20 protein-coding genes are annotated in these 21,211 nt (G+C 44.0%); all 20 read left to right on the top strand.

Annotated features, from left to right (window positions below):
* The first annotated feature begins 74 nt into the window (after positions 1-74).
* On the top strand, positions 75-818 hold the full coding sequence (gene rnc, locus B6A27_RS06400; RefSeq protein WP_080860854.1) for a ribonuclease III: 744 nt from the start codon (positions 75-77) through the stop codon (positions 816-818).
* A gap of 271 nt (positions 819-1,089) precedes the next feature.
* A complete protein-coding gene (gene smc, locus B6A27_RS06395) occupies positions 1,090-4,653 on the top strand; it encodes a chromosome segregation protein SMC (protein WP_080860853.1) in 3,564 nt (1,187 codons plus the stop codon).
* Between the two features lie 22 nt (positions 4,654-4,675).
* Positions 4,676-5,656 carry a signal recognition particle-docking protein FtsY gene (ftsY, locus tag B6A27_RS06390; protein WP_080860851.1) on the top strand — a complete coding sequence of 327 codons (981 nt, stop codon included), beginning with the start codon at positions 4,676-4,678 and terminating at the stop codon, positions 5,654-5,656.
* Between the two features lie 354 nt (positions 5,657-6,010).
* Entirely contained in the window at positions 6,011-6,343 is a 333-nt protein-coding gene (locus B6A27_RS06385; RefSeq protein WP_044746170.1) for a putative DNA-binding protein, read from the top strand.
* Between the two features lie 13 nt (positions 6,344-6,356).
* The gene (gene ffh, locus B6A27_RS06380) at positions 6,357-7,697 is read left to right on the top strand and encodes a signal recognition particle protein (RefSeq protein ID WP_044746169.1); all 1,341 of its coding nucleotides are present in this window, start codon (positions 6,357-6,359) and stop codon (positions 7,695-7,697) included.
* Between the two features lie 92 nt (positions 7,698-7,789).
* Complete coding sequence (gene rpsP, locus B6A27_RS06375; RefSeq protein WP_044746168.1) at positions 7,790-8,062, top strand: 30S ribosomal protein S16; 273 nt, start codon at positions 7,790-7,792, stop codon at positions 8,060-8,062.
* A gap of 15 nt (positions 8,063-8,077) precedes the next feature.
* Positions 8,078-8,314, top strand: a complete 237-nt coding sequence (locus tag B6A27_RS06370) for a KH domain-containing protein (protein ID WP_044746167.1) — start codon at positions 8,078-8,080, stop codon at positions 8,312-8,314.
* A 161-nt stretch (positions 8,315-8,475) separates the two neighbouring features.
* Positions 8,476-8,862, top strand: a complete 387-nt coding sequence (locus B6A27_RS06365) for a YlqD family protein (protein WP_080860850.1) — start codon at positions 8,476-8,478, stop codon at positions 8,860-8,862.
* A 19-nt stretch (positions 8,863-8,881) separates the two neighbouring features.
* A complete protein-coding gene (gene rimM, locus B6A27_RS06360) occupies positions 8,882-9,400 on the top strand; it encodes a ribosome maturation factor RimM (RefSeq protein WP_080860848.1) in 519 nt (172 codons plus the stop codon).
* Positions 9,400-10,134 carry a tRNA (guanosine(37)-N1)-methyltransferase TrmD gene (gene trmD / locus B6A27_RS06355; protein WP_066147229.1) on the top strand — a complete coding sequence of 245 codons (735 nt, stop codon included), beginning with the start codon at positions 9,400-9,402 and terminating at the stop codon, positions 10,132-10,134. The genes rimM and trmD overlap by 1 nt, the downstream gene beginning before the upstream one ends.
* A gap of 133 nt (positions 10,135-10,267) precedes the next feature.
* A complete protein-coding gene (gene rplS / locus B6A27_RS06350; protein ID WP_066147231.1) occupies positions 10,268-10,612 on the top strand; it encodes a 50S ribosomal protein L19 in 345 nt (114 codons plus the stop codon).
* A gap of 133 nt (positions 10,613-10,745) precedes the next feature.
* On the top strand, positions 10,746-11,300 hold the full coding sequence (gene lepB / locus B6A27_RS06345) for a signal peptidase I (protein WP_066147233.1): 555 nt from the start codon (positions 10,746-10,748) through the stop codon (positions 11,298-11,300).
* 4 nt (positions 11,301-11,304) lie between these two features.
* On the top strand, positions 11,305-12,159 hold the full coding sequence (ylqF, locus tag B6A27_RS06340; protein WP_201722548.1) for a ribosome biogenesis GTPase YlqF: 855 nt from the start codon (positions 11,305-11,307) through the stop codon (positions 12,157-12,159).
* A 250-nt stretch (positions 12,160-12,409) separates the two neighbouring features.
* The gene (locus B6A27_RS06335) at positions 12,410-13,183 is read left to right on the top strand and encodes a ribonuclease HII (RefSeq protein ID WP_080860837.1); all 774 of its coding nucleotides are present in this window, start codon (positions 12,410-12,412) and stop codon (positions 13,181-13,183) included.
* Between the two features lie 37 nt (positions 13,184-13,220).
* Positions 13,221-14,888, top strand: coding sequence for a flagellar hook-length control protein FliK (gene fliK, locus B6A27_RS06330; RefSeq protein ID WP_080860836.1), 1,668 nt, complete (start codon positions 13,221-13,223; stop codon positions 14,886-14,888).
* Entirely contained in the window at positions 14,885-15,163 is a 279-nt protein-coding gene (locus tag B6A27_RS06325; protein ID WP_044746158.1) for an EscU/YscU/HrcU family type III secretion system export apparatus switch protein, read from the top strand. Before fliK ends, B6A27_RS06325 begins: the two co-directional genes overlap by 4 nt.
* Before the next feature lie 142 nt (positions 15,164-15,305).
* The gene (sucC, locus tag B6A27_RS06320; protein WP_080860835.1) at positions 15,306-16,466 is read left to right on the top strand and encodes an ADP-forming succinate--CoA ligase subunit beta; all 1,161 of its coding nucleotides are present in this window, start codon (positions 15,306-15,308) and stop codon (positions 16,464-16,466) included.
* A 17-nt stretch (positions 16,467-16,483) separates the two neighbouring features.
* The gene (gene sucD, locus B6A27_RS06315) at positions 16,484-17,386 is read left to right on the top strand and encodes a succinate--CoA ligase subunit alpha (protein ID WP_044746156.1); all 903 of its coding nucleotides are present in this window, start codon (positions 16,484-16,486) and stop codon (positions 17,384-17,386) included.
* 742 nt (positions 17,387-18,128) lie between these two features.
* Complete coding sequence (dprA, locus tag B6A27_RS06310; protein WP_066147241.1) at positions 18,129-19,022, top strand: DNA-processing protein DprA; 894 nt, start codon at positions 18,129-18,131, stop codon at positions 19,020-19,022.
* A 91-nt stretch (positions 19,023-19,113) separates the two neighbouring features.
* On the top strand, positions 19,114-21,189 hold the full coding sequence (topA, locus tag B6A27_RS06305) for a type I DNA topoisomerase (RefSeq protein WP_044746154.1): 2,076 nt from the start codon (positions 19,114-19,116) through the stop codon (positions 21,187-21,189).
* Positions 21,190-21,211: the final 22 nt, after the last annotated feature.

Below are 21,211 nucleotides of genomic sequence, written 5' to 3'. Positions count from 1 at the left end.
TCTAACGGGGCTTTCTATGCTTTTGATGAATTGCCGAATACTTTGATTGAATGAAGTCCCGGAGGTCCTTATTTATGTCGAAGCAGAAAGACAAAGAGCAGCGCATGAGCGAAAAAAAACGAGTAAAATTTAAACAGTTGCAGGAGAAAATCGGCATATTTTTTCTGGATGAAAAGCTGCTAATTCAGGCTTTTACCCATTCATCGTATGTGAATGAGCATCGCAAACGACCGCATGAGGATAATGAGCGTCTTGAGTTTTTAGGAGATGCTGTACTGGAACTGACCGTTTCTCAATATCTCTTTCGTCATTTTCCAAATATGACGGAAGGTGAATTAACGAAATTGCGTGCAGCGATTGTATGTGAGCCGTCTCTTGTAAAATTTGCAAATGACCTTTCATTCGGCCAGCTTGTTTTGCTCGGCAAAGGAGAGGAGATCACCGGCGGGCGAATGCGGCCATCGCTTCTAGCAGATGTATTTGAGGCGTTTATCGGTGCTCTTTACTTAGATCAAGGAATTGATGCGGTCATTCGGTTTTTGGAGCAAACCATTTTTCCGAAGATCAATGAAGGTGCTTTTTCTCATGTGATGGATTATAAAAGCCAGCTGCAGGAACTTGTTCAGCGGGATGGTAGTGGCGTCATCGAATATGCCATTTTGCAAGAAAAAGGACCTGCGCATAACAAAGAGTTTGTTTCTCGCGTTTCTTTAAATGGTGAAGAGCTTGGAGTTGGTGCTGGAAGATCGAAAAAGGAAGCGGAGCAAAAAGCTGCACAAATGGCGCTGCAAAAGCTAAGAACGCCGAAACAGGAATAAGAAAAACAGTGCTGTGAAAAAAGGGTTGGCTCATTCGAAAATAGTCGGCCCTTTTTCTTCTCTAATGACATACAGACAAGCGATGCTTTAGTCTAGAAAGGAAAGTGGAAATACAAACATCGCCCGTTCCATTTAGATAGCAGCTTCGTGTTTTTAAGCTTTTTCTGCTTTGCATTTGCAAAATTTGAAGAAAAAGTTCTATATAGGTTTGAGCAAGTAGTTATGATACAATAATGAAGATTTAGATGAAAGATAGCGAGGCGGGGTACGGATGTTCCTCAAACGATTAGATATTGTTGGATTTAAATCATTTGCCGATCGGGTCTCGATCGAATTTGTGCCGGGTGTGACGGCTGTTGTCGGCCCGAATGGCAGCGGAAAGAGCAATATTACGGATGCCATTCGCTGGGTATTAGGCGAACAGTCAGCCAAATCGCTTCGCGGTGCGAAAATGGAAGATATTATTTTTGCGGGAAGCGACTCACGCAGGCCGCTAAATATTGCTGAGGTTACTTTGACACTCGATAATGAAGATGGGTTTTTGCCGCTTGATTATCAGGAAGTAAGTGTCACGAGACGCGTCTATCGCTCAGGAGAAAGTGAATTTCTTATTAATCAGCAGCCATGCCGTTTAAAAGATATTATTGATCTATTTATGGATTCAGGATTGGGAAAAGAAGCCTTTTCAATTATTGGACAGGGGCGAATCGAAGAAATTTTAAGCAGCAAACCGGAGGAAAGACGGACGATTTTTGAAGAAGCGGCAGGGGTGCTCAAATATAAAATTCGTAAGAAGAAAGCGGAGCATAAGCTGAATGAGACACAAGAAAATTTACATCGCGTCAATGATATTTTACATGAGCTAGAAAGCCAGCTGGAACCGTTGAAAATCCAAGCTTCTATTGCCCAGGACTATCTTGAAAAACGAAACGAGCTGGAAACGTTTGAAGTGGCGCTGATTGCCCATGAAATTGAAGAGCTGCATCGCCAATGGAATCATTTACGCGATCAGCTGACAGACCACCAGCAAAAGGAAATGGCCTTATCAGCGGCGTTGCAAAAAGAAGAAGCAACAGTGGAGCAGTTGCGTGACCAAATGACCGCACTTGATGAATCGATTGACGGTCTTCAGCAAGTGTTGCTTGTTGTAAGTGAAGAACTGGAAAAGCTTGAAGGGCGAAAGGAAGTATTAAAAGAACGAAAAAAAAATGCGGCACAGTATCAGAAGCAGCTTGAAGAGACGATCTCCTCCCTTTCTGAAAAAAGCGGAAAGCTATGCTCAACTTTGGAAAAGGAGAGGGAGCAGCTAACCCGCATACGCGAAGAGCTTCATGCGCTTCAAACGGAGCTGAAGGAAAAGCAGCGTGCTTTTGCCTCCTATGATATCAGTGTTGAAGAGCAAATGGAAAGGTTAAAAAGCGATTATATTGAGCTTGTTCATGAACAAGCTTCGTTAAAAAATGAGCGCACTCATTTGCAGGCTTTGCTTGAAAAATTGGAAAAAAAGCAGAGTGTGCTAACGAAAGAGAACGAAAAACATTTAGCAGAGCGAAATCTTATAAAAGAACAATATATCGCTTTGGAAAGCAACTATCAGCAAACGGAGCGAAAGCTGAAGGAGCAGGAAACACAGCTTCAGCAAAAAAGCGCTCAGCTTGCCGAGCTGAAACAAGAAATTGAGCAGAAGGAATCAATGCTTTATCAAGCTTATCAATATTTACAGCAAACCAAATCAAGAAAAGAAATGCTGGAGGAAATGCAGCATGATTATGCTGGATTTTTTCAAGGAGTTAAGGAAATTTTAAAGGCGCGTGAACAGCTTTCAGGAATTCACGGAGCCGTTGTCGAGCTTATTCATGTATCCAGCAAATATGAAACGGCGATAGAGATTGCGCTCGGAGGAGCGATGCAGCATATTGTGGTTGCTGACGAAGAAGCGGCACGCGCAGCCATTCACTATTTAAAAAAGCATTCATATGGACGAGCGACTTTTTTGCCGATGAACGTCCTCCAGCCTAAACAACTTCCATCTGAACAGCTGGCCATTGTTAAAAATCATCCAGCTTTTGTTGGCGTAGCAAACGAACTGGTTTCCTATGATTCCATCTATCAAACGGTACTGGCCCATCTGCTTGGCAATGTGATTGTGACGACAAATTTAAAGGGAGCGAATGAGCTAGCTCGGCTTCTTCATTATCGTTATCGTCTTGTCACCCTTGAAGGAGATGTTGTTAGCCCTGGGGGAGCGATGACTGGAGGGGGCGTAGCTAAGAAAACAAATTCTTTACTTAGCAGAAACCGAGAGCTAGAAACGATCACTGATAAGTTCCGAGACATGGAAGCAAAAACAGAGCAGCTTGAATTATTGGTACAGTCGAAAAAAAAGGAAGCGGCCCAGCGCGAGGCAGAAATGGCGGAGCTGCGGAAGCAAATAGAGGAAAGACGCTTTGCTTTGCAGGAAATAAAAAGTGCTTGGCGCGAAGTAGAGTGGCAGGAAAAGAATACGAGCGAACGCTTGGCTTTATATGATGAAGAAAAAGCGCATGACGAGCAGGAAATGAGGCAGCTGCGCGAAAAAATCACAACGGTGGAACAAAAGCTCTACCAAATGGAAGCCAAGCTTGCTGAAATTGACGAGCAAATGCAGCATCTTACGCTGCAAAAGCAGGATGAGCAAAGCTCGAAAGAAGCGTTGCAAGCTGCGATTACGGAGCAGAAAGTAGCGGTTGCTGAAAAGCAGCAGCTGTTGAAGCATATTCAGGAGAAGATCGCGCAGCTGACCCTTGAGCAAGAGGAAACAGAGAAGCAGCTTCAAGCGGCAAAAGAAGATTTACTGACACTTACAGACGAAATGAATTCCAATGTTTTTGGAGAGGAGCAGCTGGATCAGTTGCGTCAACAAAAAGTGCAAGACAAACAAGAAACGCTTGAGCTCATAGCTAGCCGACGTGAACAAAGACTTCAATATCAAGAAATGCTCGAAAATAGTGAGCGCGAGCTAAAAGAGAAAAAACGACAATATAAACAATTAACAGAGATTATTAAAGATGAAGAAGTCAAATTAAATCGTCTTGATGTGGAGCTTGAAAACTTGCTTAGCCGCTTGCGTGAAGAATATATGCTTACGTTTGAAGCGGCGAAAGAAAAATATCCACTGCAAATGGAAGCGGAGGCTGCTCGGAAAAAAGTGAAGCTCATTAAGCGGGCGATTGATGAACTTGGAACGGTAAATTTAGGCGCTATTGATGAGTATGACCGCGTATCGGAGCGCTATCAATTTTTAACAGAGCAAAAAAGTGACTTGCAGCATGCAAAGGAAACGCTGCATCAAGTGATTGACGAGATGGATCAAGAGATGAAAAAGCGCTTCTTGACGACATTCCAACAGATTCGCTCGCATTTTGGTGATGTATTCCAGCAGCTGTTCGGCGGAGGGCGCGCGGATCTGCAACTTACAGATTCGAATGATCTATTAAATACAGGGGTGGAAATCGTCGCACAACCACCAGGGAAAAAATTGCAAAATTTAAGCCTATTGTCTGGCGGCGAGCGAGCGCTAACGGCGATTGCGCTATTGTTTTCCATCTTAAAAGTACGGCCGGTGCCGTTTTGCGTTCTGGATGAGGTGGAAGCCGCTCTTGACGAAGCCAATGTCCATCGTTATGCTCTGTATTTGAAACGATTTAGCAGTCAAACCCAATTTATCGTTATCACCCATCGCAAAGGAACGATGGAGGAGGCGGACGTGCTTTATGGCGTCACGATGCAAGAATCAGGGGTGTCAAGGCTCGTATCTGTCCGCTTGGAAGATTCTAAACAACTTGTGAAATCGTAAGGCAGGAAAGGTGATTAAAACGATGAATTTTTTCAAGAAGCTAAAAGAAAAAATTACCCAACAAACAGATGCAGTCACAGAGAAGTTTAAACAAGGTCTTTCAAAAACACGCGATTCCTTCACGGGACGGGTCAATGATTTAATTGCCCGTTATCGAAAAGTGGATGAAGAGTTTTTTGAAGAATTAGAGGAAATTTTAATTTCCGCCGATGTTGGCGTTACAACCGTCATGGAGTTAATTGATGAGTTAAAAATGGAGGTAAAGCGGCGGAACATTCAAGAGACGAAAGAAATGCAAGCTGTTATTTCGGAAAAGCTTGTCGATATTTATCGCGGGAGCCATGATGAATTGGCCACACTGAATATGCAGCCAGATGGCTTAACGGTCATTTTGTTTGTCGGCGTCAACGGTGTCGGAAAAACGACGACGATTGGCAAATTGGCGCATAAGTTAAAATCAGAAGGGAAAACCGTCATGCTGGCAGCGGGGGATACGTTCCGCGCTGGGGCGATTGAGCAGCTAGAAGTATGGGGAGAACGAGTCGGGGTTGAAGTAATCAAGCAATCCGCTGGCTCCGATCCAGCCGCTGTCATGTATGATGCCATTCAAGCAGCTAAAGCGCGCAAAGTCAATGTTTTGCTATGTGATACAGCAGGACGCTTGCAAAATAAAGTGAACTTAATGAAAGAGCTTGAAAAAGTAAAACGTGTCATTGAACGAGAAATCCCGGGGGCGCCGCATGAAGTATTGCTTGTTTTAGATGCGACAACCGGACAAAATGCAATGAGCCAAGCGAAAATTTTTAAAGAAGCAACAAACGTGACAGGCATTGTGCTGACGAAATTGGATGGAACAGCGAAGGGAGGGATTGTCTTAGCAATCCGCAACGAGTTGGACATCCCGGTCAAGCTTGTCGGCCTTGGCGAAAAGATGGATGACTTACAGGAATTTGATCCGGAACAATACGTATACGGTTTGTTTGCCAACTTGGTAGAAGAGTAAAAGAGCAAAAAGATGTCTCAACAAGACTTTGAGACATCTTTTTTTATCAAGAAGGAACCCACAGTGTCTGCGACAAACACTTAGTATGTCAAGTGGCCCCTATATACAAAAACAAGAAAGGCGCTATCTTTGCAAATACAAAGCTCTGTTTATACTAGACAACAACAATCGTTGGGACCGGCGAACTTTTACAACGGACTGTTGGGTTTTTACAAAAAGCGATTTTGAGCCTGTTTTATTACTCAAGCAAAGAAATGAAACAAGCTGAAAGCTCAACACTTGACACCGCTGTGAAAAGACGCTAAACTAATCATTTGTAAAGGTATTTTACTTAACAAGCGAGGAGGGAGTCTCGTGCTTGAAAAAACAACGAGAATGAATTATCTATACGATTTTTATCAATCGTTGTTAACTCCGAAACAGCGGAGCTACATGTCACTTTATTATTTAGATGATTACTCCCTCGGCGAAATTGCAGAAGAGTATGAAGTAAGCCGTCAAGCGGTTTATGATAACATTAAACGAACGGAAGCGATGCTCGAGGAATACGAGGAAAAACTGCTGCTGTTTCAAAAATTTCAGGACCGGCAAAAGCTGATTAAGCAGCTAAAGCAGCGGACCTTGCAGCAATATGCCGATGACCGAGAGCTGCTTCAGATGATCGAAGCGTTAGAGAAATTAGAGTAGGAGGCGGTAATGGATGGCATTTGAAGGATTAGCCGACCGTCTGCAAAGTGTCATGAACAAAATCCGCGGCAAAGGAAAGGTAACAGAAGCCGATGTTAAAGAGATGATGCGAGAAGTTCGGCTTGCTTTGTTAGAAGCGGATGTCAACTTTAAAGTTGTCAAGGATTTTGTCAAGCGTGTCAGCGAGCGAGCTGTTGGACAGGAAGTCTTAAAAAGCTTAACTCCGGGCCAGCAGGTTATTAAAGTGGTGAAAGAAGAATTAACCGCGCTAATGGGAGGAGAGCAAAGTAAAATTGCGGTTGCCAGCCGCCCGCCGACGGTGATTATGATGGTTGGCTTACAGGGAGCCGGAAAGACGACAACAACGGGCAAGCTTGCAAATCTGTTGCGCAAGAAGTACAACCGCAAGCCGCTTTTAGTTGCGGCTGATATTTATCGTCCTGCAGCGATTAAGCAGCTTGAAACACTCGGTAAGCAGCTGAATATGCCAGTATTTGCGCTCGGTGATCAAGTAAGCCCGGTCGAAATCGCCAAACAGGCAATTGCCAAAGCGAAGGAAGAACATCATGACTATGTTCTAATCGACACAGCCGGCCGGCTTCACATTGACGAGACGCTCATGGATGAATTAAAGCAAATTAAAGAATTGACAAATCCGGATGAGATTTTTCTAGTCGTTGATGCGATGACGGGACAGGATGCGGTGAATGTTGCGCAAAGCTTCAATGAACAGCTGGGTTTAACAGGGGTTATTTTAACGAAGCTTGATGGCGATACGCGCGGCGGTGCCGCATTGTCCATTAAAGCTGTAACAGACACGCCGATTAAATTTGTCGGGATGGGCGAGAAAATGGATGCGCTGGAACCGTTTCATCCTGAAAGAATGGCTTCGCGTATTTTAGGAATGGGCGATGTGCTGACGCTCATTGAAAAAGCCCAGGCCGCTGTTGATGAAGAGAAAGCGAAAGAGCTTGAGCAAAAAATGCGCACAATGTCCTTCACATTCGATGATTTTCTTGAACAGCTTGGTCAAGTGCGTAAAATGGGGCCGCTTGACGAAATTTTAAAAATGCTTCCAGGAGCTAATAAAATTAAAGGATTAAACAATATTCAAATTGACGACAAGCAAATTGGCCGCGTGGAAGCGATTATTCGTTCGATGACAAAAGAAGAAAAAATCAATCCTGAAATCATTAATGCAAGCCGCAAAAAGCGGATTGCAAAAGGAAGCGGTACATCCGTTCAGGAAGTTAACCGCTTGCTTAAGCAGTTTGATGAAATGAAAAAAATGATGAAAATGATGACAACCATGCCAAAAGGAAAGAAAAAAGGGTTTAAATTCCCTTTTATGTAGGGGATAATGTGTTAAGAAAAAAAACTTTACAAACTAGATGATTATTGCTAATATACTATCTTGTGTGAACTATTTACGGAGGTGCTAGAAAAATGGCAGTAAAAATTCGTTTAAAACGCATGGGTGCGAAAAAATCACCTTTTTATCGTATTGTAGTAGCGGACTCTCGCTCACCGCGCGACGGCCGTTTTATTGAAACAATCGGCACATACAACCCGGTTGCAGAGCCAGCTGAAGTAAAAATCAATGAAGAGTTGGCGTTAAAATGGCTACAAAACGGCGCGAAACCATCTGACACAGTTCGCAATCTTTTTTCTAAGCAAGGAATTTTAGAGAAATTTCATCATTTAAAATACGGCAAGTAATGGCCGTGATCGTAGATGAAAGCGTTAATTGAGACGATTGTACGGGCGCTTGTCGATTATCCTGAAGATGTAGTGGTAACGGAGTCTTCGCATGAAAATACGGTTACCTATGTTTTATCGGTGCACGAAGAAGACATCGGAAAGGTGATTGGAAAGCAGGGCCGCACGATTCATGCCATTCGGACGGTCGTGTACGCTGCTGCGTCCGATCAGCCAAAGCGCGTGATCGTGCAAATTAAAGATAAAGGGTGAGGACAAATCCTCCCCTTTTTTTATATAATAAGGAAGCATCAATGTTTGGATGACCTAGGCTTTCATCGCCTCGAGAGGAAGCCTCTTTTTCAAAGCTGGTGCGCTCTGTCCTAAGAGACAGGAGTGCTCCCTTGTTTGATTACCGCTTTAGGGGTGGGGCTATGAAAATTATTCAGACCGTCGAAATCAAGCAAATTTTAACGAATAAAAGCAAAAAAGAGCTGTATGATCGATTCATGAAAAGAAAGCAGCAGCTCCAGCAGGAGTGTGATCAGCTGCGTTTTGAGCAAAAGCGGCTTGAAAAGAGCACAAAGCAACCGTCTCATGCATTAAAGCAATATTTTATCAAAGAACTAAATGAGAGATTAGAAAAAATTAAGCTTCTTGATTTCCAAATCGAACAATTGCAAATTCTTCCGTTAGGGAGCGAATTGAAAGAGCGGGAAGTGCAAGCGTTAATTGAAGTGAACGTAGGAGACCGCTGGGAAGATGTGGCCATGAAACGAACGATCGTGATCGAAGATGGATTTGTAAAAGAAATTCGTTGAAAAGAGGTGAGGATCAAACATGACAAAATGGTTTCATGTAGGGACAATTGTCAATACACATGGTATTCGCGGCGAGGTGCGAGTCGTTTCCAAAACGGATTTTGCCGAAGAACGCTATAAAATTGGCAACCTTCTCTACGTTTTTATGGACCACTCATCGGAACCGATCGAAGTGAAGGTGAAAAGCCATCGCGTCCATAAATCGTTTGATTTATTGTCTTTTGAGGGATATGATAACATCAATCTTGTAGAAAAATTTAAGGGAGCGGCTTTGAAAGTCCCTGAGAGTCAGCTTGGCCAGTTGGGAGAGGGAGAGTATTATTTCCATGAAATTATTGGCTGCACCGTGATCACCGAAGAAGGTGAAACGATTGGCATCGTCAAGGAAATATTGACTCCTGGTGCCAATGATGTATGGGTAGTCAAACGGAAAAATGAGAAAGATGCGCTGATTCCGTACATTGATGATGTCGTCATCCGCGTCAATCCTGAAGAAAAGAAAATTACGATTCGTCCGATGGAAGGATTGCTTGAATAATGAAAATTGATATTTTAACATTGTTCCCAAATATGTTTGCAGGCGTGTTTAATGAATCGATTTTAAAAAAAGCGCAGGAAAAGCGAGCAGTAGCTATTAATGTGGTGAATTTCCGCGAATTTGCTGATAACAAGCACCAGACGGTGGATGATTATCCATATGGAGGCGGTGCAGGAATGGTATTAAAGCCGCAGCCGATTTTCGATGCCGTTGCTCATTTAACGCAGCATTCGCCAAACGCGCGCATTATTTTGCTCTGTCCGCAAGGCGAACGGTACACGCAACGAAAAGCGGAAGAGCTGGCTAAGGAATCTCACTTAATTTTCGTTTGTGGGCATTATGAAGGATATGACGAACGGATTCGTGAGCATTTAGTAACCGATGAAATTTCGATTGGCGACTTCGTCCTAACAGGAGGAGAACTAGGGGCAATGGTCATCGTCGACAGTGTGGTCCGCCTGTTGCCGGGAGTCTTAGGAAACGAAGCTTCCTCTGTACACGATTCATACAGCTCGGGTTTGCTAGAGCATCCTCATTATACACGCCCCGCCGATTTTCGCGGCTTCAAGGTGCCAGAGGTCCTGTTATCAGGAAATCACCGCTTAATTGAGGAATGGAGGCAAAAAGAATCACTGCGCCGTACTTTTTTGCGCCGTCCGGATTTGCTTGAAACATACGAATTAACGGAACAACAAAAAAAGTGGTTGGAGGAATTTCAAAAAAACGAACGGTAACTATTGCATACAATACCCCTTTATGCTAGTATAATCTTTGTGACTTAAGCCTGCTTAAGTCGTTTAAAACGATGTTCCGCTGCAATGATGGAAAAGCATTGGTATGAGCATCTGTTGGAAGGAGTTGAAGATGATGCATCATTTAATTCAAGAAATCACAAAAGAACAATTACGTACAGACATGCCTGAGTTTCGCCCTGGTGACACAGTGCGCGTTCACGTAAAAGTTGTCGAAGGAAACCGTGAGCGTATTCAGGTGTTTGAAGGCGTTGTGATCAAGCGTCGCGGTGCTGGCGTGAGCGAAACATTCACTGTTCGTAAAGTTTCTTACGGTGTAGGTGTAGAGCGCACGTTCCCAGTTCATACGCCAAAAATTGCGAAGCTTGAAGTTGTTCGCCGCGGCAAAGTGCGTCGTGCAAAACTTTACTACTTGCGTCAACTTCGCGGTAAAGCTGCACGCATCAAGGAAATCCGCTAGTTGGTCCGCTGTATTCGCCGACCGAACGGCAGCGGGTCGAAGCGTACAACATGGACATGTCAATGATGAAACAAGGAGCTTGGTGTTCAAGCTCCTTTTTTCTAATCAAATTAGACGTAGGTGGGAGAAAGAAATGGCAAAACAAAAAAGTGAGACATGGGAATGGTTAAAAGCGATCGTGATTGCGGTGTTGTTGGCCGGAGGCATTCGCTATTTCATTTTTGCCCCGATTGTCGTTGACGGCCAATCCATGATGCCGACTCTTCACGATCGTGATCGCATGATTGTTAATAAGCTGTCTTATAAAATTGGTGAGCCGCACCGTTTTGACATTATCGTTTTTCATGCTGAAGAGGGGAAAGATTATATTAAGCGGGTCATCGGCTTGCCTGGTGATCGCATCGAATATAAAGATGATACATTGTATGTAAACGGAAAGCCTTATAAAGAACCGTACTTAGACCAATATAAAAAACAAGTGATTGATGGGCCATTAACAGAGCCGTTTACGCTGGAGGACATTCCAGGAGGGCAAGCAACCGTGCCAAAAGGTTATTTGTTTGTGATGGGCGATAACCGCCGCTTCAGCAAAGATAGCCGTCACATCGGCTTTATTCCGATGGAAAAGGTAGTGGGAAAAACCAATATTGTATATTGGCCGCTTTCTGATGCCCGTATTATTAAGTAAGTAGGTGGAAGCAATGACAATCCAGTGGTTTCCGGGCCATATGGCAAAAGCGAAACGCGAAGTGCAGGAAAAACTAAAATTAATTGACATCGTTTTTGAATTAGTGGATGCGAGAATCCCTTTATCTTCAAGAAATCCGATGATTGATGAGATTTTGGCGAATAAACCGCGCATCGTTTTGTTAAACAAGGCAGATATGGCGGATGAAGCCATTACTGTACAGTGGATTTCCTATTTTGAACAACAAGCCTTGCATGCGTTAGCCATTGACTCTCAAGGCGGAAAAGGAACCAAACAAATTGTGGCTGCAGCTAAAAATATGCTGAAAGATAAATTTGCTAAAATGGCAGCCAAGGGAATTAAAAACCCGCGACCGATGCGCGCGCTCATTGTCGGCATTCCCAATGTCGGAAAATCAACCCTCATCAATCGACTAGCTGGCAAACATATCGCCAAAACAGGGGACAAGCCAGGCGTGACCAAAGCACAACAATGGATTAAGGTTGGAAAAGAAATGGAGCTGTTAGATACTCCGGGAATTTTGTGGCCGAAGTTTGAAGAGGAGGAGGTAGGGCTAAAGCTCGCTGCGACAGGAGCGATTAAAGATGCGATTTTAAATTTGCAGGACGTGGCGGTTTATGCCCTTCGCTTTTTAAACCAACATTATCCAGATCGTTTAAAAGAGCGCTATTCTCTTCAAGAAATTCCCGAAGATATCGTTGAGCTATTTGATGAAATTGGCAAACGCCGCGGTTGTTTAATGGCCGGTGGGGCCATCGATTACGATAAAGTAGCAGAGCTTGTTCTGCGTGATGTCCGTACAGAAAAGTTAGGACGTCTCAGCTTTGAAAAACCATAACGTTCGAAAAACAGGAGGTCAGATTGTAGACAAAGTCAAAATGGACTTTGTCTACAATCATTTTAGGCACCCCCTTCTTTACCTCGAACTGTTTTGAATCCCCTTGTCAAACAAGGAGCAGCGCGGATGAACGAAGCAAGTTACGCAGGATGAAAGAGCGAATCAACAGTTTGAAAGCCCCAAAAACAGGCTTTATTTTTTAGAAAGCGCGCCGATATAAAAGATATAAGAGAAAGGAACGAATCATGACATGAAGCGTACAGCAAAAGAGATCGAACAGCTATTGCAAACGATTGACGACGCCCAGCATCCGTTGTTTCAGGAATTTATGAACGACGAGCGGGTTAGCGTCCAAAAGCTTATTGCTCGCTGGCACAAACGAAAACAAGCAGCGGAAAAAGAGCGTCGTCTTTGGGAAAAGATGTCACAGCATGAGCAACAGCTCTATCGCCAAGGAATTTCGTATATCGCTGGCATTGATGAGGTGGGGCGCGGTCCATTAGCGGGTCCGGTTGTAGCTGCAGCTGTTATTTTGCCAAAGGATTTTTATTTGCCGGGATTAAATGACTCTAAAAAGCTGTCAGAAGCAAAGCGCGAACACTTGTTTGACTATATTCAGCGCCATGCTATTTCTGTCGGAATTGGGATTGTTTCCGCAGCGGAAATCGATGAGCTGAATATTTATCAGGCAACGAAAAAAGCGATGATACAGGCGGTCAAGATGCTTGATCCAGAACCGCAATATTTGCTGATTGATGCAATGGAACTACCATTGGCTATTCCGCAGCGAAGCCTCATTAAAGGAGATGCTGCCAGCATTTCAATCGCTGCAGGCTCCGTAATGGCCAAAGTGACGCGCGATCGCATCATGAAAGAGCTTGGCGCTAAATACCCGCAATATGGATTTGAAAAGCATATGGGGTATGGAACGGAGCAGCATTTGCAAGCCATTCGCACATACGGAATTATGAACGAGCATCGACGTTCCTTCGCGCCAGTAAAAGAGGCGCTTAAGCAGAACTGATGTCCCACAGGCACATCAAGCAAGGGGGAGGAGCAAAATGACATCGATTCGGCAGACGGATGGATGGGGAAAATTTCATCGCATGGAATCAGCAAAATCGCTGCCGTTTCGCAGCGGCCAGGTCATATATGGGAGTGTGGAAAAAATCAATGATCAGCATCGCGCGCTCGTAAAAATTGGACAGGAAACGGTTCTGGCGGAGATGCAGACGCCATTATCAGAAGGAGGACGTTACTGGTTTCAGCTCTTAGCTGAACATGAAACCGTTCGCTTACAGCTCATTGCAAAATCAGAGACAGCAGGCGATGAAGCAGGAATCAATCACGCCGTATTACATTTGACAAAAAGCTGGGGGCTTCCGCGTGAGGCTCAACCGCTTCTCCGTTTTTTGTTGCAAAAGCAGCTCCCTGTTGTGAAAGAAGAGGTGCTTCAAGCAACCAAATGGCTTATAGCAACAAAAGAGACAGAAATGAATTTACGGGCAATTCAATGGATGTACACAAACCAGCTTCCGCTCACCGAAGACGTCTTTCAAGCGATAAAGGCGGTTCAACAGCCCGATTTATTATCAAATCAGCTGCTAAAACTGCAAGATTTGCTCGCCTCCATGCCAGATGACCAAAAACCGGACGCCATTCGTACGCTATTAACAACGCTGCAGCGCATGACAAGCCGGATGGACGACATCGATCAAACCCTCTTTTTTTTGCTAAAAGATTGGATTCAGCAGGGAGACCGGGAGGCATATCGAACTTTACAAAAAGTAGGAGGATGGCCGCAGGAAGTAACAGAAAATTCATGGAGTTGGTTTGCCAAGCAAATTCAAATTCACGGCAAGACATTTTCCCTTCCGCTGTCGTCTGCCGTTCTTGAGGAGCATGATGCAAAGAAGCAGCTTTCTGATTGGATTGCACAACTGCAGCACGATTGGCAAACAAATCGAAGCAAAGCAAACGAGCAGGTGCGCGCTTTTATGACCGCTCTCAACGGTGGAGAGCTACCTTCTCGGCTTTCGGATTTTTATGAAGCTTATTTAAAAGGGGAGCTACCGGACCAGCCGCTGTTATCTTTGGACGATGAAGCGGCTTCTGTGGTGATTGCTCACCATATGAAAAAGATCGGGCAATGGCTCGGGCTGAATTATGAAGCGGAATTAAAAAAATGGATGAAAGCTGATTCTCCCGTCCATTTTGACGAGCTAAAACCGCTTCTGCTGCGCGTGTACGACGAAGTACAGCTCCCTGCTTTAAAGGAACAGCTTGAAGCGCTGATTCATCGCTTGACAGGGCAGCAGCTCCTTTCTCAATCACAAGGACCGATTCAGCAGTTGTTTTGGCAGTTTCCGCTCCGCTTCGCAGATCACGTAACGGATGTAATCGTGCGCTGGCAGGGAAGAAAGAAGAGAAGTGGAGAAATTGATCCGCACTATTGTCATATCTTGTTTTATTTGCAATTAGAGCGGCTGAAGGAAACCATAGTAGATGTTCGCATTCAAAACAGTATTCTTCATGTAACCTTATGGAATCATACACCGCAAATCGAGCAGCTGGTGTCTCGAATGCAGCCGTTATTAAAGGAACGATTAGAGGCATGCGGATATGTGTTGTCAGGAATAAAGGTAGCGGCAGCCGAGCAGCAGCAGAAAAATGATTGGCTGTTCTCGCGTATTTTGATGAGCCATTCAGGGGTGGATTATCGAATATGAAAGAAGAAAAAATGAAACAAGCGGTTGCATTGACGTATCGTCCTCATGAGCAATCAGCTCCTACCGTTATTGCTAAAGGAAAAGGAAAGGTAGCAGAAAATTTAATTGCGACGGCCAAAGAGCATAGCATTCCGATTCAAAAAGATCCATCGCTTGTCGAGTTGTTAAGCGAACTAGAGATTAATGAAGCCATTCCTGAACAGCTATATCAAGTCGTTGCAGAGCTGTTTGCTTTTGTCTATCAAATGGATCGCCAATTAGATGCACATGATTAAAGGCTGCTTTGCTCAACAGCAAAGCAGCCTTTTGTCAGAGAGGATTTTTCTGATTTTGTGTCGAAATGGTAGACAATATGGAAAGTAACATTATACAATGAAAGCGCTAGTACTTTTATTTTTATACATAGGAGGATGGGATATGAATATTCATGAGTATCAAGGCAAAGAGATCCTCAGAAGCTACGGAGTTGCCGTGCCAAACGGGCGCGTAGCATTCTCTGTTGAAGAAGCAGTCGAAGCGGCTAAAGAATTAGGAACCTCTGTTTGTGTCGTAAAAGCGCAAATCCACGCTGGCGGCCGCGGAAAAGCCGGAGGGGTAAAAGTAGCGAAAAGCTTAGAGGAAGTTCGTACATATGCAAGCGAACTGCTAGGAAAAGTGCTTGTCACTCATCAAACCGGACCTGAAGGAAAAGAGGTCAAGCGCCTTTTAATTGAGGAAGGATGCGATATCAAGAAAGAGTATTATATCGGCCTTGTTGTTGATCGTGCAACTTCTCGCGTTGTGCTGATGGGCTCTGAAGAAGGCGGTACAGAGATTGAAGAAGTAGCCGCAAAAACACCGGAGAAAATTTTTAAAGAGTATGTTGATCCTGCGGTAGGTTTGCAAGCGTTTCAAGCGCGCCGCTTGGCATTTAACATCAACATTCCGAAAGAGCTGATCAATCAAGCAGTCAAATTTATGATAGGCTTATACCAAGTATTTGTGGAAAAAGATTGCTCGATCGCCGAAATCAACCCGCTTGTCGTCACGGGCGACGGCAAAGTCATGGCGCTTGACGCGAAGTTAAATTTTGATTCCAACGCGCTCTATCGCCATAAAGATGTGCTTGAATACCGCGACTTGGACGAAGAAGATCCAAAAGAAGTGGAAGCATCTAAATTTGATTTGAACTACATTGCGCTTGATGGCAACATCGGCTGCATGGTAAACGGCGCTGGCCTTGCGATGGCAACAATGGACATCATTAAATACTACGGCGGCGAACCGGCGAACTTCTTAGATGTCGGCGGCGGCGCGACAACGGAAAAAGTAACAGAAGCGTTCAAAATCATCTTGTCTGACCCGAAAGTAAAAGGCATTTTTGTTAACATTTTCGGCGGCATTATGAAATGTGATGTCATTGCAACTGGAATTGTTGAAGCAACGAAACAAGTCGGCTTGGAGCTTCCGCTTGTTGTTCGTTTAGAAGGCACCAACGTTGAACTAGGGAAGAAAATTTTAGAGGAGTCTGGCTTAAACATTACAGCTGCTGAATCGATGGCAGACGGCGCACAAAAAATCGTGGAATTAGTACGTTAAGAAGGCGAGGGAGAAGAATGAGCGTTTTTGTTAACAAAGATACAAAAGTCATTGTTCAAGGGATTACAGGATCGCAAGGATTATTCCATACGAAGCAAATGCTTGAATACGGAACGAAAATTGTTGGCGGTGTAACGCCAGGAAAAGGCGGTACAGAAGTCGAAGGAGTTCCGGTATTTAATACGGTTTCTGAAGCGGTTGCAAAAACAGGAGCAAATGCCTCTGTTGTTTATGTTCCGCCTGCATTTGCTGCGGAAGCGATTATGGAAGCAGTTGATGCGGAATTAGACCTTGTTGTCTGCATTACAGAAGGCATTCCTGTGCTTGATATGGTCAAAGTGAAACGCTACATGGAAGGAAAGAAAACGCGTTTGATCGGACCGAACTGCCCTGGCGTGATCACACCAGAAGAGTGCAAAATCGGCATTATGCCTGGCTACATCCATAAAAAGGGCCATGTCGGTATCGTATCTCGCTCTGGCACATTGACATACGAAGCGGTACATCAGTTGACGCAAGCAGGAATTGGGCAATCTACAGCAGTTGGTATCGGTGGCGACCCTGTCAACGGTACAAACTTTATCGATGTTTTAAAAGCATTTAATGAAGATGAAGAAACATATGCAGTCATTATGATTGGTGAAATCGGCGGTACAGCAGAAGAAGAAGCGGCTGAGTGGGTCAAAGCGAACATGAAAAAGCCGGTAGTCGGCTTCATTGGCGGTCAAACAGCGCCTCCTGGAAAACGTATGGGCCATGCTGGTGCGATCATTTCCGGCGGCAAAGGGACAGCAGCAGAAAAAATTAAGAAAATGAATGAATGCGGCATTAAAGTAGCGGATACTCCTGCTGTGATCGGCGAAACATTAATTGCCGTGTTAAAAGAGCAAGGGCTTTATGAAAAATGTAAAACACATTAATCAATAAGGAGCAACCGTCCCGCATGCAAGAGCCCGTCCGCTCAGTGCGGGATGGTTTTTTGCATACAAAGGATAACTGACGTCCTTTATTGTGTGAGAGCGGTTTTTTGACAAGGGGCATAAATGGGTAAACGAAAATTCAACATGTGTGATTGTTCTCAGTCATTCGACAGTCGAAATCAAGCCGTTGTTTCAGCGAAAAAGTGAAGCGGTTGATATGCCAAGTTGCAGCTCAAATAGATAACTTGAAAAATCGCTATGTTATTTGTGCCAATGAAGAAATCACCTCCATGATTGCCTCTCTCCTACATCATGGATCAAAATAGGCAGGTGTCTCCATCAAGATCGTTTGCTTTTCTCCTGTCACCATTTACGATTCACATGCGTTTCCCCGATCATGATATTGCTAGTTTTATGAGGCATTAGCCCATCAACACACTTGGATAGAGATCGAATAAAAAGACGGAACCATGAGTCTATTCAGAGGTAGAATCCTATTTTTTTCGACGGTCTTTGACCGTCATAGATACTGACGGACACCTCCGATTGGATTGATAGAATTCAAATCAGCTAGACTGGATGGCACCGCTAAAAAGAAAGGCTGACAGGTGAGCTCAGCTCTATATAAATCGCTGGTCAAGCGGTGTTCTTGTTCCAGAAGAAGAAAATTTGTGGTCATGTGTTTCCGTATATGTGTCTGATGCAGCTGTGTTTGAAAGGATTTTAAGAGAGGAGAGACGAAATGTATACCTCGCTTCGTGAACGTCTGATTCATCTTCATCATTGTCGCGGTGCAGGCTGGAAAACGATTCATCGCCTCTTGCAACAAGATCCATCGCTTTCTTCGATTTTTTCACTCTCTTATTCAACTCTTGCTTCCTCCATGTCGATTTCTCCCGAACAATATTCTTTGTTTTTCCAAGATTTACATTCCATTGATATTCAAAGTATGATAAAAACATATAGGGACAAAAATATTCATATCGTTACTGTTTTTGATGACATTTATCCGAAGTGGCTCAAACACATCTTTGCCCCGCCTTGGGTGTTATATGCCAAAGGGAATATTGAATGGCTTTCATCTTGTAAAATGATCAGTATGGTTGGAACGAGAAAGCCGACCGAGGAAGGGATTCGTGCTCTGCGCCTTTTAGTGCCGCCGTTGATTCAGCATGACTGGACGATTGTCAGCGGCCTTGCTTTAGGAATTGATGCAGCTGCGCATCAAACGGCTGTCCAATCCGGGGGAAAAACGATTGCCGTCATTGCCGGAGGAGTCGAGCATATTTATCCCAAACAAAATCGCTCACTGGCAGAAAAGCTAATGAATGAACATTTAGTGGTTTCAGAATATCCGCCGCACACAAAGCCGCAAAAATGGCAATTTCCGCTGCGAAATCGGATTATTAGCGGCTTGTCGCTTGGAACGGTTGTCGTTCAAGCAAAAGAGAAAAGCGGTTCACTCATTACTGCTTCCCTTGCCTTGGAAGCGGGAAGAGAGGTGTTTGCGGTGCCGGGCTCCATTTTTCTTGAGCAGGCAGATGGAACCAATCAATTGATTCAGATGGGCGCAAAGCTTGTCCGTTCTTCGTGGGATATTATGGAGGAATTCTCCGCTATTTTTCCATTAAAATAAAAAATTTTTTTACATCTTGTTTGACAAATGTCATAAGAATCATTAATAATAATGAAGATTTTAAATATAACCTCTTAAGGGAGGAAACGGTATGTCAGATTATCTCGTCATTGTTGAATCACCAGCAAAAGCAAAGACGATTGAACGATATTTAGGAAAAAAGTATAAAGTAAAAGCCTCGATGGGACATATTCGCGATTTGCCGAAAAGCCAAATGGGCGTTGACATAAAAAATAATTATGAACCAAAATATATTACCATTCGCGGCAAGGGGCCAGTCATTAAAGATTTGAAAACAGCGGCTAAAAAAGCGAAAAAAGTCTTTTTAGCGGCTGACCCGGACCGTGAAGGAGAAGCGATCGCTTGGCATCTAGCCCATATGCTTGATCTTGATATTCATTCCGATTGCCGTGTGGTCTTTAATGAGATTACAAAGGATGCGATCCGTGAATCCTTCCAGCATCCTCGGGCGATCAATATGCATTTGGTGGATGCCCAGCAAGCTCGACGTGTTCTTGACAGACTTGTAGGCTATAATATTAGCCCGTTGCTTTGGAAAAAAGTAAAAAAGGGGCTAAGCGCGGGAAGAGTGCAATCCGTTGCTTTGCGGTTGATCATTGATCGCGAAAAAGAAATTAAAGAATTTCAGCCTGAGGAATATTGGTCCATTCAAGCGGAATTTGTGAAGCAAAATGAAGTGTTTACGGCGTTTTTTTATGGATTGGATGGACAAAAACTCGATTTAAAACAGGAAAAGGATGTCAAGCTCGTTTTAGAACGCCTCAAAGGCCAATATTTTACGGTGAAATCGGTAACGAAAAAGGAGCGGAAGCGAAACCCGGTGCCGCCATTTACGACCTCATCTCTGCAACAAGAAGCGGCGCGTAAGCTGAATTTCCGCACCAAAAAGACGATGATGCTCGCTCAGCAGCTCTATGAAGGGATTGATCTTGGAAGCGAAGGAACGGTCGGTTTAATTACATACATGCGCACGGACTCAACACGTGTCTCTGAGTCAGCGCAAAATGAAGCGCTTTCGTATATTGAAAAAGCATTTGGAGCAGAGTACGTAGCACAAGAAAAGCGAAAAGAAAAGAAAAATACAGCAGCTCAAGATGCTCACGAAGCGATTCGCCCTACATCTGTATTTCGCGATCCTAGCTCGGTAAAGCCATATTTGAGCCGCGATCAATTTCGGCTTTATAAACTGATTTGGGAACGATTTGTCGCCAGTCAAATGGCTCCTGCGCTTTTGGACACGATGAGTGTCGATTTAGAAAACGGGGGAGTGATTTTCCGCGCTAGCGGCTCCAAAGTAAAATTTGCTGGATTTATGAAAGTATACGTGGAGGGGACAGATGACCAGACGGATGAGCAAGATCGTTTACTTCCTGACCTTCAAGAAGGAGAAAAAGTGATTGGAAAGGACATAGAACCGAAGCAACATTTTACACAGCCGCCTCCGCGCTATACGGAAGCTAGATTAGTCAAAACGCTGGAGGAGCTTGGAATCGGTCGCCCGTCGACTTATGCTCCAACCTTGGACACGATTCAAAAGCGCAATTATGTTGTGCTGGAAAATAAACGATTTGTGCCAACGGAGCTTGGGGAAATTGTCTTGGAATTAATTTTAGAGTTTTTCCCAGAGATTTTAGACGTCGAATTTACAGCGAAAATGGAAAAAAGCTTAGATGAAATTGAAGAGGGGAAAATTCAATGGATTCAAGTGATTGATGAATTTTACAGCGGATTCGAAAAAAGCTTGCAAATTGCGGAAAAAGAGATGAAGGAAGTCGAAATCAAGGATGAACCGGCTGGGATTGATTGTGAAGAATGCGGAAGCCCGATGGTTTATAAGATGGGAAGATTCGGCAAGTTTATTGCCTGCTCCAATTTTCCGGATTGTCGTCATACAAAGCCGATCGTGAAAGAAATCGGTGTAAAATGTCCGCAATGCGGCGAAGGAAATCTTGTTGAACGAAACAGCAAGAAAAGGCGAATATTTTATGGATGCGATCAGTTTCCAGCCTGTGATTTTATGTCGTGGGATAAACCGCTTGCGCGCCCTTGTCCAAAATGTGAAGGATTACTAGTAGAGAAAAAATTAAAAAAAGGCATACAAGTTCAATGTAATCAATGTGACTACCAAGAGAAACCGCAAGCATGATCGGTGGGCGACCGTCAGTCCT

The organism is Anoxybacillus sp. UARK-01 (assembly GCF_002075365.1).
GTDB classification, from domain to species: domain Bacteria; phylum Bacillota; class Bacilli; order Bacillales; family Anoxybacillaceae; genus Anoxybacteroides; species Anoxybacteroides rupiense.
Note: the sequence above shows the minus strand (reverse complement) of the source record. Positions and strands in the feature narration are given on the sequence as shown.